The sequence below is a fragment of the Candidatus Ornithobacterium hominis genome (assembly GCF_951229915.1).
GTDB classification, from domain to species: domain Bacteria; phylum Bacteroidota; class Bacteroidia; order Flavobacteriales; family Weeksellaceae; genus Ornithobacterium; species Ornithobacterium hominis.
Genome location: NZ_OX579588.1, coordinates 1104809 through 1117007 on the forward strand (window position 1 = coordinate 1104809; position 12199 = coordinate 1117007).

At 34.1% G+C, this 12199-nt stretch carries 10 protein-coding genes and 1 pseudogene; all 11 read right to left on the minus strand.

Annotation, left to right across the window (positions count from 1 at the left end; all coding sequences use genetic code 11):
- Positions 1-18: 18 nt before the first annotated feature.
- Entirely contained in the window at positions 19-810 is a 792-nt protein-coding gene (locus QOX03_RS05125; protein ID WP_283670290.1) for a hypothetical protein, read from the minus strand.
- A 522-nt stretch (positions 811-1332) separates the two neighbouring features.
- Entirely contained in the window at positions 1333-2715 is a 1383-nt protein-coding gene (locus QOX03_RS05130; protein WP_283670291.1) for a GLPGLI family protein, read from the minus strand.
- Positions 2716-2773: 58 nt separating this feature from the next.
- Entirely contained in the window at positions 2774-3028 is a 255-nt protein-coding gene (locus QOX03_RS05135; RefSeq protein WP_283670292.1) for a hypothetical protein, read from the minus strand.
- A 788-nt stretch (positions 3029-3816) separates the two neighbouring features.
- Positions 3817-4080, minus strand: coding sequence for an RteC domain-containing protein (locus QOX03_RS05140; protein ID WP_434800596.1), 264 nt, complete (start codon positions 4078-4080; stop codon positions 3817-3819).
- A gap of 270 nt (positions 4081-4350) precedes the next feature.
- A complete protein-coding gene (locus QOX03_RS05145; protein ID WP_037438521.1) occupies positions 4351-4782 on the minus strand; it encodes a hypothetical protein in 432 nt (143 codons plus the stop codon).
- Between the two features lie 5 nt (positions 4783-4787).
- The gene (locus tag QOX03_RS05150) at positions 4788-5891 is read right to left on the minus strand and encodes an efflux RND transporter periplasmic adaptor subunit (RefSeq protein WP_037438519.1); all 1104 of its coding nucleotides are present in this window, start codon (positions 5889-5891) and stop codon (positions 4788-4790) included.
- A gap of 3 nt (positions 5892-5894) precedes the next feature.
- Positions 5895-9053, minus strand: coding sequence for an efflux RND transporter permease subunit (locus tag QOX03_RS05155; RefSeq protein ID WP_283670293.1), 3159 nt, complete (start codon positions 9051-9053; stop codon positions 5895-5897).
- A gap of 18 nt (positions 9054-9071) precedes the next feature.
- The gene (locus tag QOX03_RS05160) at positions 9072-10454 is read right to left on the minus strand and encodes a TolC family protein (protein ID WP_283670294.1); all 1383 of its coding nucleotides are present in this window, start codon (positions 10452-10454) and stop codon (positions 9072-9074) included.
- Between the two features lie 85 nt (positions 10455-10539).
- Positions 10540-10968 (minus strand): HYC_CC_PP family protein, encoded by a 429-nt coding sequence (locus QOX03_RS05165; RefSeq protein ID WP_283670295.1) that lies wholly within the window; start codon positions 10966-10968, stop codon positions 10540-10542.
- 73 nt (positions 10969-11041) lie between these two features.
- Positions 11042-11584, minus strand: a pseudogene (locus QOX03_RS05170) (DUF417 family protein); the annotation flags it as partial.
- Complete coding sequence (locus QOX03_RS05175) at positions 11575-11727, minus strand: hypothetical protein (protein ID WP_165846450.1); 153 nt, start codon at positions 11725-11727, stop codon at positions 11575-11577. The gene QOX03_RS05175 and the pseudogene QOX03_RS05170, both read right to left, overlap by 10 nt.
- Positions 11728-12199: the final 472 nt, after the last annotated feature.

The following is a 12199-nucleotide window of genomic DNA, read 5'->3' on the forward strand; positions in this document are numbered from 1 at the left end:
TTATTTAGTTCGCCCTAATCAAATTAGGAAATAAAGTTTTAAACTCCTCCAAAGAATAAGTTTTTTTGTCTTCAAATCTTTAATGCTTTTTATCCATTTTTCAGGATATTTTCTAGGTAAGAGAACTTGATCTGCTCCCCCAGAGTATTTTCCATATGGTGCAACCTTTCCTAAATTTAATTTAGCACCTTTTTCAATAACTATTTCTGCTTCAAATTGCATCGTATTCCATTTAGTTAATATTGCTAATTCCTCTCTACTCAATAATGCCTCTGTAGAAGTATAATTTCCAAAAAGTTTTGCTTGATTCTTTCCTTGTCCTCCAAATCTCCTAAAGACTTTTATATTTTCTAATGTCTCAGCTGTATAATAATAATTATCCATAAAAGATTCTACAACACTTCTTGGTAAACTTTTATCTTTTCCAATAACTTTAACTTTATCAAAAATTGAAACTCTATATTTTTTCAATACATGGCTTATTCCTTGAACTTTCTCAAAAATCCTCTTAGCATCTCCTCTTTTAGGTTTCTTAATCTTTCTAATTTCAGTAATGGCATTTTTAGGTAATTTCCCTATTTTACCGAATAATTGAGCGATTGTTTTTTCTCCTTTTAGTAAAGATTTTACCTCGCCTACACCAACAAATAAAGTTACTACATCAAATGTTAGTTTTCCTTGATTATATCTCGCTTGGTTACTTACACTAGCCGTTTTATCTATATATTCAGATAATTGTTGTTGAATGGATTGAGTAACCTGTTGTAATTTTTCTTCACTTGAAAATATTTCATAAATCTGCCGAAGCATTAATACTGCATCTTTTCGCTTTTGATAGCAAGCAGTACTAATCCATGCTCTAAATGAAACAGGATTTATACAATCTAAAAAATCTACAAATTTTACTGCTCCATCTATTGTTTCAATAGCACCATATATAAATCCTGAGTAGAATGCAGGATCAATATAATAATAAACAAAAATACCATTTGGGATATAATTGTCATGATCCCATAAACAACGAGGTATATATCCTTCGTCCTGTTTTTTATACTGTTCTTTACAATTTTTTAAAAATTCCCAAAATTCTTCAAGTTTATTATATAACTCTGTATCTTTTTGAAGTTGGCTATTTATTCTCTCTAAACTTTGCTCATATTTTTTTAATTTAAAAAAGTTAAATAATTAATATATTTCGTAATGCATTATCAGACGAGATTTATTTTTAGGTTATTTTATTTTTCTTCTTAAGAAATATTTTTTAAGGCTTAAAAAATTTTAGTTAAAATTCTTGTTTTGAATTCCTCAAACTGTGTTAGTTAAAAATTTATTCTAATCAGAAACCTCAACACCTTGCCCATACATTTCCCTTATTTTTTTCATGATTTCTTCATAAATTTCATCATACTCTTGAGCAGATACGATTTTACCTCCTTTTGGCTTAACGATTGATTTCGGTTCAATTTGATTAGCCTTTTTTGCTACATAATATGTTATCTCTTTAGTATTAGTATTGGCAGAATCCGTTCGCTGTAATGTTAATTTAAGTATTAAACCAGGCAGCCCGCCATACTGCCCAGGACCGTTTTCAATTAATATATCTGGCGCAAACCAAGCTTCAATATAATTACCCTCATAATTTGCAACGGCTTTGATTGTATTAAAATTTAATATCTGCTCAGTAAAAGATGGCAAAATCTCCCAATCAATGTTGGGGATAGTATCAGCAATGATAAATTTTTGATCATATAAGACCTTATTTTGCTCAAATGTTTGATTAACTAAATTCTTATATAAAACGCCAACCTCAGAGATGTAACCATATTCAGAAACTCCCTGAATATTTTGAATTTTATCTATATACTTATAATTGGATTCATTGTAATTAGAGATCAATTCAAAATTGCTTGTAAGAGTTTTATACTCTTCTTTTTCATATTTAATTTCTGCAAATACATCATAATTTATCAAATAATTCTCTTGATTATTTAGATCATAAATTTCTATATAATTGGAAAAATCTGTTGTCGCAATGCCATTAAATTTTTTCTCTACAGCTCGTTTTTTTTCAAAGTATTTTCTCTTTGCTTTTGAAATAATGCTACTCAAATAAAGCGAATTTTCAGTATCCAAATTTGGTTTAATTGGTATTTTTTCATTCAGTAGATTTACATTAGTAGCATTAAATGAAATTCTACCATTTATTTCAAATACCTCTAGTATAAGCCCATCTAAGCCATTAAATTTCCATGGCCCATCTTTAATTTTTATTTCATCTGTATAAAAAGCTATGTACTCCCTCCCTCTGTATTTAGTTTTTGCAGCTTTACATTGGTATCCTAAAATTTTTTTTTCTTGATTTAAATATTCCCAATTAAATATATTAAGAAAATCTTTTTGAGTTATACCTCTTTGATATTTTATAATTGATTCAGAATAAATATATTTTGTATCAAAATCCTTTAAAACTTCATATTCTTTGTCAATTGTATCACCAATGATTTCAGTTCCAGCTTCATTTAATTTCAAAGTATTGGTATCGTATATTTTAGTCTGATTTACAAACAAAGATTTAGAATCTGAAACATACAATTTACCCTTTGAGCTCTTCATTAGACTAAATTCATCACTAATGTTATATTCAATTATAAAACTTTCTTGTGAAAATGCTTCTGTACAAAAAAAAAGTAATAAAAAAAATATATAATGTTTCATTAATTTTAAAATTGTTTAAAATACCTAACCCAAATAATTCGGGTTAGGTTAAAATTAGTCAGCCAAGTTCATCAATTGCCATCGCAAGCGCAATTTTTCTAGCTTCAGAACAATCTTTAGCCGTTGCACAATTCATACTTTCGCCAGATTTAACACACCAACTACACACAGTCTTATTATCTTTTTTTTCAGATAATAAATTTTTTGTAATTTTTGAATTAATCGAATCCTGATTGATTACCTCTACTTCATTTGAAGCAAAAGTAAAAGTTCCGATTAACATAAAAGCGAAGGTAAAAAATAAGTTTTTCATGATAATTATATTTTTTTGTTAAACATGATGCTAAATTCAAAAAAAAAATAAAAACAAAATAAGTTATGTTAATTTCTATTAATTTTAATATGTTTTTCTTTAAAAGTAAAGATAATCTCTCCCTTAGAATAAGAAACCGTGCTTGTCACCCAAAAAAGCAAAAAAAGACACTATCCCTCAAACTGTGTTATTAAGCAACATCACAGCCATGGCAATCATCAAAGCCAGTATTCGTTTCAACACCATGTTTTAAAGCCAATGAAGCTTTTTAAGTAAAAAATTAAAGGAAAATACATAAATAATTGATAATGAGCAGTTTGTTCAAATCCAAACCCATTAAAGAATTTGCATTATCCCCCCTTGAATAATCGTATTTAGCATTTTAAGGACTTAAATTAATAATATCCCCATTGCAATAGTTCTTTTTTTATTGATTTTTGTAACTCCAACTGTAACCCCAACTCATTTGCCAGCAGAACAAACTAAAATACTACCGTAATTGTTTTTCTTCTGTAAAATGATAGCTTTGTATAGTCATTTAATTAAGCGTAAAGGCTTATTATAAGACGTTTTGGTAGTTATTATATACAGCAGGTAAATAGTATTTAGAGGCTTAAAACAAGTAATTAATCAATCTTATAACGGTAGTTAAATGGTAGTAAATAGTAGTTTAATGTACATTTTGTTTTACACAAAAAAAAGAGGGCAAACAGCCCTCAATCTCTTTATACAAGCCGTTTTCATCGGCTTTTCTCTCTCTCTATTCTGTACTTTTTGTTTTACGGCCCCTACTTTTTGGTTTCGATTTTATAAACGGCGTTATAATAAATGAGCTTTGAAACAATAATAGGTTTCTGATACTTGAAAAAATGGATTTCTTCTTCTGTATTCTTAAAGTCGTTTTTCAATACAAACTTCTTTAAATCCGAAAGACTTTGAATGACAAGCTGTATAACCGCTTCAATTCTTTTTATAGGGCAGTCACTTTCAATCTCCAGTTCCTGGATTGCAGTTTCCAATTTAAGATATGTTTCATTATATAACTTGTCCATACAATCTCTTATTTTCGTTAATTACGCTTTTGAAAATTTTGAAATAAACCAGATACTCGAAATAGTAAGCAATTGTTATTCGAGTACCTAGTCATTTATCATAATTAGAGTTTGCTTCTAATACTAAAATATTTATCTCAATAGCAATTAGATCTAAACCTAATTGAAACGGTATTCATAATTAATCAGACTTAGGGAATATTGTTAATTTTAATAACTTGGTTGATGAACTATGATATTCAAAAAGTCATATTTTCCCTTTACAATTCTCTATAATGCATTTTCATTTAAAAACAATTGATAATTTTGCTCATTTTCAAAATAAGCTACCTCATCATTGTCTCCAATAACTACAATATAAGCATCAGCTTTGCTGATTTTTTTTAGAGAATGTGGATCCACTGCATAACGTACGCTTTGGTCTTTAGGAATTTTTTCTTTGCACATATTGCAACATCCGTAATACATTTTCCCTTCAAAAGGTACCTCAATCTGTTCTTTTCCCATATATGCGTCATTGACCATACATACAAGATTATTGGGTACATGTTTTCCTTTTTTAGGATTATTTATCTTTTTGATTTCGGTAGTTTGAGTTTTAGAGATTACTTCTGTTGCATTATTTGATTTTTGATCTGTACAGCTTATTAAAAGTACCGTAGCAAATGCTACGATACTTACTGTTTTTAATATATTTTCCATATTAATTATTTTTTAGTTTGATTTTTTGGAGGCACATCTGTTCCTTCCATAATTTCTTCTGAAGCCATTTTCAGGATTTTATCGCCTTCACTTAATTCGCCGAATATTTCTACTTTATCTTCCCACATTCTGCCTTTACTTACCGGAATATTTTTAGTTTTTCCTTGTTCAATACGAATGACGTAAGTGCCCATTCCGCTTTCTACAACAGACATCTTTGGGACAAAAAAAGTAGCTACCGAATTTTGTAACGGGATACTTGTTTCGGCTACCATAAAGGGTTTCAGCAGCTTTTCTTTGTTGATGAAATCTGCTTCTATTTTTTCGGAGCGAAGCCTTTCATCCAAACTTCCCGATTTTCTACTTACCAGAGCTATATGTTTCACTTGTGGCTGCGAACGGACATAGAAACGTATGGTATCACCTATTTTGATATAAGGAGTATTAGCCTCGGGGACAGAAAGGTTTAACCTTAACTTTTGATTGTTTTCGATAACCAAAAGAGGCGTTTTGCTCATTGGTCCAACATAAGCACCAAGATCAATATTCCTATTGGTGATCGTTCCGCTAAAAGGGGCTTTAATTACCAAATAATCATTGATATTGCGAATTTCATTGTATGCAGAGCGTGCGGCAGCCAATTGCGATTCGTCGGATAATTTACGTGCCTTGATTTGATCGATCGCATCTTTTGCAACTGCACCCTTGGTTTCATCAGCTTTTAACATACGGTCATACGTTGATTTTGTTGACAGATAAATTGCTTCCTGCGCCTGTACTTTTGCTTTTGCATTTGCAATTTGCGATACGATTTCCGGAGCTTCCAACACCACCAAAGTTTGTCCAGCAATAACTTTGTCACCAATATCTACACGAATTTGTTTTACATAGCTATTTACTTTTGCAAATAATTCGGTTTGTTCATACGGTTTTAGTTCGCCTGCTAATTTTAAAGTAACTAATGGATTTGATTTGGAAATCTCAATAGTCTCCATCATATTCATCATTCCCATAGCTGGTTTAGCGTCTTTATTGTCGTTCTTATTGTTGTTATTGCAAGCCGAAAGAATAAGTAAGGCTGCCAACGGAATTATATTTTTTAATTGCATTTTTTATTGATTTGATTGTACAAAATGAATACTGTTTTGGTCTTCAGGGTCTAAAGACGGAGAAATAACACTGGCTTTTTTCTGCACCCACCCAAAAACTAATGGAAGAATGATTAACACAGAAAAAGTAGAGAATAAAAGGCCACCAATAACGGCTCTACCCAAAGGTGCAATTTGATCGCCGCCTTCGCCAAAGCCTATTGCCATTGGCAGCATTCCCGCAATCATCGCAAGGGTAGTCATTATAATTGGACGGATCCTTACTTTGGCGGCTTCAACACCTGAGAGAACAGAATCCTTATTTACTTTTCTTAACGTTTCGGCATTACTGATTAATAATACCGCGTTGGCAATTGAAACACCGACCGACATGATTAAGCCCATGTACGATTGCAGATTTAATGTAGAACCTGTAATATTGAGCATGAGTAAAGCTCCCACTACTACAAAAGGTACTGTTGATAGAATAACGATTGACACACGGAATGATTGAAACGTTGCAGCCAACATTAAGAAAATCACAAAAACCGCTATTAACAATCCGGTGGCTAAACTGGACAATGTTTCCTCTAAAACAGGTGCCATTCCTGCTACTTCAATATTAACTCCTTTAGGCAATTCGCCTAGGGAAGCAATTGCTTCTTGCACATCTTTAGATGCTTGTTCCAAATCTTTTTTATACAGATTGGCTGTTACTGTGGTGTAGCCCATCGTACCCAGATTGTAACTTTCTCCTAATTCCTTTGAAGGCGTAATAGTTGCAACATCACCTAAAACGGGTCTGTCCGTATTTTTACTTAATGGTAAGTTGGCTAATTCCTCCTTACTGTTCAAAATACCTTGAGGGGTTTGCACCTGCACATCGTAAGCGATGCCCATCATACCTCCAACCCAAAAATTTTTGTTGGTAAAACGGGTTGATGCGGTAGCAGTTACCAAAGATTTGGCAATATCTTGTGCGTCTAAACCTAACAGTGCCGCACGAGTACGATCAATGTTGATTTGGAGTCCAGGATAATCCATTGACTGTGGAATTTGCTGATCACGCAAATATTCAATTTCCTTCAATTCCGCCAATATTTTGTTAGCGTACATCCGGTTCATTTTTTTCATCATCCCCGAAACACGAACCTCAATAGGTGTACTGGTCCCCTGACTTAAGATTTTCTCCGTTAATTCAATCGGTTCAAATGAAATAGACAATTCCGGCATTTTTTCTTTGTAATAAGCACGCAGTTTGTCTTTCAGTTCGTCTGAGTTTCCGGTGGATTTTTTCAATGCTACCTGCATCAATGCCTCATGTGGACCTGCATTGTAAAGATAAATTGGGCTAATCGCAAAAGAAGAAGGATGTTGGCCAATAAAAACTGAAGAAATTGCTATATTGTCTGCACCAACATTATTTTTCAGGTGCTCTAAGAATTGTTTTACTTTCATTTCTGTCGCTTCAATCCGGGTTCCTTCGGCTGCTTTTATACGAACCTGAAATTGTTGGGAATTGGATGTAGGTAAAACATCTTTTCCTGTTATTTGATACAACGCAAATCCTCCGACCAATGCTAAAACTAAGCTTAAGCTGACAATTATTTTTTTGCGATTGGTTAATCTCGATAAAAAGGCTACAAATCGACTTCTGAATTTGGAGAACCAGTCTTCTTTGTGTGCAGGATTTTCACAATGATCTTTTTGGTGTTTCATGAGCCAATTTGCCATTACTGGAACAAAGGTTTGAGACAACAAGAATGAAACGATCATCGAAAAACCAATTGCCATTGCCAACGGCATGAACAACGAACCTGGAATTCCTGTCATCATAAATGCTGGTGCAAAAACCGCCAAAATACAAAGCATAATTAGCAATTTCGGAAAGGCGATTTCTTTACATGCATCCCAAATGGCTTGCGCTCGGGTTTTCCCCATCGCAAAATGCTGGTGGATGTTTTCGATGGTTACGGTACTTTCATCTACCAGAATTCCAATAGCCAATGCCAAACCGGAAAGCGACATGATGTTGATGGTTTGTCCAAATAATTTCAGGAACAATACCCCGGAAATAATCGAAATAGGAATGGTCATGATAACGATCAAAGCAGCTCGTCGATCGTTCAAAAAAAGCATGACCATTAGACCTGTTAAGAGTGCGCCCAAAACACCTTCTATAACTAAACTTTTCAACGCATTGGTAATATAAACCGACTGATCAAATTCGTAAGAAATCTGTACATCATCAGGCATATTTCGTTGAATGCTGGGTAATTCTTTTTTCAAAGTATTTACCACATCCAATGTGGATGCATTTCCTGCTTTTGCAATATTAATATAAACCGAACGCTTTCCGTCAATCAATGCGTAACCAGTTGCAATATCGGCTCCGTCTTTTATCGTGGCTACATCACGGATGTACACATTATCAACCGAGCCTTTAAAAATAGGAATATCGCCTAATTCAGCAACTTCTTTCACGGTGTTATTCGTTGGTGTCAGATAGTTTTTATCTCCGATATACACATTTCCAGAAGGCGACGTAATGTTGTTTCGACTTATGGCTTCAACGATCTGTTCAGGTGATAAGTTATGAGCACGAAGTTTATACGGATCGATATTAACCTCAATAGTTCTTGGGCTTCCACCGAACGGAGGAGCCGTTGTCAACCCCGGAATTTTAATCAAAAAAGGCCGTGCATTGAAATTGGCAATATCCTGCAATTGATTGTTAGTTTTTGTAGCACTTCTAAATACCAGCTGTCCCACAGGTTGTGATGAAGCATCAAATCTGATGATGAACGGCGGCGGTGCCCCGGGTGGTAAAAACACCTGAGAACGGTTGGACAGTGCATTGATCGTAGCAATTGCTTCCCCCATTTCAGTACCTTCATAAAAGGTAACTTTCATTAAGGTAAGTCCTTGCGTATTTTTAGATTCGATACTTTTGATACCATTGGTAAAAAGCATCATATTTACATACATTTTCGTAAAGTATCCTTCCATCTGTTGTGGAGTGTAACCATTGAACGTGTGCGCAATGTACACCACCGGTAAATTCATTTCGGGAAGAATATCTACTTTAATATCTTTGGTTGCTTTGAGACCAAAAAATAATAATCCCAATACCAAAACCATAATTGCTATGGGTTTTTGAAGGGCAAATTTTATCATATTCATAAACGAATGCTTTAAAAATTATGGCGTTAATAATTGAATGTTTCCTTGTGCAGATGCCAGTAGTAATAATGCTTGCCACACATTATTCTGTGCAATTTCATAATCAATTTCGGCTCTGTTCAAGCTAAACAAGGCTTGCGTATAATCAACTAAAGTAGTTAAGCCATTTTCATACAAAGCGGTTTGTTGTTTGTATGCCAAAGCAGCCGCACCTAGTTGAATTTTTGTTTCCTCGAAATTGTCATAGGCATTTTTTAATTGGGCATTTGCCTGATGAAACAATGTATTTAATTCCTTTTGTTGTGCATCAAAGGTGTATTGAAGAGATTGTGTAATATATTTCTGTTCCTTCACTTTTGTATTGTAGCGAAAAAGATTGGTGATGTTCCAGGTAAGTGAAACCCCTAATAAATAGTTGCTACGATCTATTCCAACACCTTTCAAATAATTAGTGGAATAAGCTGAAAGATCTTGCGCATAATTGGACTGGAACCCAGAACCACGACCTTGAACTACACCAAAAGCCGATAGATTTGGTTTTCTATGCGCTTTTAACACTTCGACACTTTGTTCGCTTTCATCGATCTTTGTTTGTTGAAATTTTAAATACGGATGATCGGAAACTTTGATTGCTGTTATTTCCATTGATTTTACTGGCAGCGTAGTACTGTATAGGCTATCCAACTTGTAGGTTTTAAAATCGTCATTCATTAAGTCTGCCAGTTGCTTTGACCACATTAGTTCTTTATCGTATGCCTTTATTTGCAACGATTTGGCATTAGACCATTCCGCTTTTGCCAACTGTGCATCCACTTCCGGTATCAGCCCGCTTTTGGCTCTGGCGAGGGTCATTTCATAAAAAATCTGCGCTCGTTCAGTGTTTTTTTCCTGCACATATTTAACTCGCTGGCTTGCCAGCAAATTGAGGTAAGCGGCTGCCACTTTTATCTGTTGCTGAAATACTTCCTGTTGCAGATCGGCTTTAGCTGTCAATTCTTTTTTACTTCCTAGTTCCACCTGGTTTTTAATTCGTCCGAAAGTGAACAAATTCCAGTTGATATTTGCGAAGTAAAGCGAACCAAATGCGGCATTCCAGTTTTGTTCTGCCAAAGGCATAGAGGTTGCCGCAGAACCCAATCCGCCATAGGCATACATTGGCCCATGCAATGCATTGATGGTGCCGAAACTTTGTTGTGCCGAAAGGGTGAAATCGGGGAGGTATTGTTGCTTTTGAAAAGCGGTATTTTGAGCCGAGGCGTCGACTACTTGTTGTTTTGCTTTGATTTTATCGTACTGGCTTTCTGTACGATGAAGGGCATCTTGCAATGTTAAAACTTGTCCGTAGCTATTGATATAGCCTGCAAATAGCAAACATGCAGATGCAATGAATTTTAATTTCATTATATATAAAATTTAAAAATTGGGAATAAAAAACTATTGCAACTCCGAAACTTTCGAAATCGCTCGCATAGATTTTAGCCTAAAATCAAATTCTATATACGCAATGTAAAATGTAAAGAGGATTGCCCAGAATTGGGACTTTAGTAGAAGAATAAGCGGTGTTTTTTTCTATATCTAGAACAATAGATTCAAAATCGAAAACCGTACCCAACATTTTGTTAGGAATAGCATCGCCCCAGAATTTTACCGAAAAATCAAAATTGTTATCTTTTTTTACACTGTCATCAAGTTTTATAATTTTCGATACATGCTTACAACAATTCTTCTTCTGATCTTTTAAACCCTTCTCCTTTGCAGAACAAATTGGACAAGGTTTGTCCTGATTTTGCTGTTGGGTGTTTGAAAAGCTGTAAACTTTACTCGCCGTTCCTTTACATAAATGTGCATATTGGGTAAAGCCCGAGGACAAAACCAAATAGCAAAGTGAAAGAAATATGACGAACAGTTTTTTCATAGTTTAAAGTACAAAGATAAACACTTTATTTTTAAAGTACAAAGATAAACACTTTATTTTTGTAGAGCTTATATTATTTAGGTAATTTATTGTAAGATTTTGGGGTTCTTCGAAGTATTCTTTTTGCACTATCAGAAGCAACAATTAGCCCAGCTCCCAACATGATAATATCTTTTATCACCAACCTCCCTGCACCTGATAGATATGGAAATCCATATTGCGGGGTCGGAAAATCTCCACCTAGATTGGGGACATACACTTCAGGCGTGGTAATCAGGAACGATAAGGTAACAATAGACATTATGAATGTCAACAGGCCACCTATTAGACCTATTTTTGGGAACCAAATTCCGAGTATTACCGCCAATCCTATCAAAACAATGACCGTTCCTAAGCCGTATGAAAATAAGTATGTGCCATTACCGGTATGCCAATCTACATTTTTCTGTACAGTTTTTCCTTCGGGATTTTTATACAGCGTATGTTCTGCTACTTGTTTTCCCGTTTTATCTATAACGGTTTTATCTGCATTATTGTAGAAGAAACTCATAAAAGGGCTGTTGATAACAAATGGTACGATACCATCAGCTTCATATTGATAAGCTTTCAATCCGCCTGAACGGATTCTACGGCTTCATCAATTTCAGCTTCTTCTTTGACCGCTTTAGCTAGTTGCTTTGCTTTAGCTTTCAAAATGTTTTCGCTTAACCCTAAATGCGCATATTTAGTTTTAAGGGTTTTTAGGATGATTTCAAACATAAATTAGACTTTTTTATTAATTATTAACGCAAAAATGCGTCGATATAATCGGTAATAAATAAAAGTTGTTACGATTTTAGAAAAGCTAGGCGTTGCCTAGTATCTCTTTTTGGTTTTACTAGCTTTTTACACCCTCTTTTTTGTCAAGCGGTGAATTGATTTTTAATAACTCCCTGTTCTTCTCAATCCAACTGGGAGGGGATTTTAAGCGGCTAATTCTTTCTTTGTTTTTTTTTAGCCATTTTTTATAACTAAAATTTTCGGTCATAAAATCGTCTTATCACATATAAGAAACCCCCTTAAAAGGCTTTATATAAGCTGTTTTGGGTACTTTTAGGGCATAAATACAAGTTTTGTACATTTCGTTTTAAACAAAAAAAGAGGGCAAATAGCCCTCAATCTCTTTATCCAAGCCTTTTTCATCGGCTTTTCTCTCTTTCTCTATTCTGTACTTTTTGTTTTATGCCCCTTA

Bases quoted from the DNA above. Each gene is read 5' to 3' on its own strand.
- QOX03_RS05125 (WP_283670290.1), bottom strand. From the start codon at position 810: ATGCTTCGGCAGATTTATGAAATATTTTCAAGTGAAGAAAAATTACAA.
- QOX03_RS05130 (WP_283670291.1), bottom strand. From the start codon at position 2,715: ATGAAACATTATATATTTTTTTTATTACTTTTTTTTTGTACAGAAGCA.
- QOX03_RS05135 (WP_283670292.1), bottom strand. From the start codon at position 3,028: ATGAAAAACTTATTTTTTACCTTCGCTTTTATGTTAATCGGAACTTTT.
- QOX03_RS05140 (WP_434800596.1), bottom strand. From the start codon at position 4,080: ATGGACAAGTTATATAATGAAACATATCTTAAATTGGAAACTGCAATC.
- QOX03_RS05145 (WP_037438521.1), bottom strand. From the start codon at position 4,782: ATGGAAAATATATTAAAAACAGTAAGTATCGTAGCATTTGCTACGGTA.
- QOX03_RS05150 (WP_037438519.1), bottom strand. From the start codon at position 5,891: ATGCAATTAAAAAATATAATTCCGTTGGCAGCCTTACTTATTCTTTCG.
- QOX03_RS05155 (WP_283670293.1), bottom strand. From the start codon at position 9,053: ATGAATATGATAAAATTTGCCCTTCAAAAACCCATAGCAATTATGGTT.
- QOX03_RS05160 (WP_283670294.1), bottom strand. From the start codon at position 10,454: ATGAAATTAAAATTCATTGCATCTGCATGTTTGCTATTTGCAGGCTAT.
- QOX03_RS05165 (WP_283670295.1), bottom strand. From the start codon at position 10,968: ATGAAAAAACTGTTCGTCATATTTCTTTCACTTTGCTATTTGGTTTTG.
- QOX03_RS05175 (WP_165846450.1), bottom strand. From the start codon at position 11,727: ATGTTTGAAATCATCCTAAAAACCCTTAAAACTAAATATGCGCATTTA.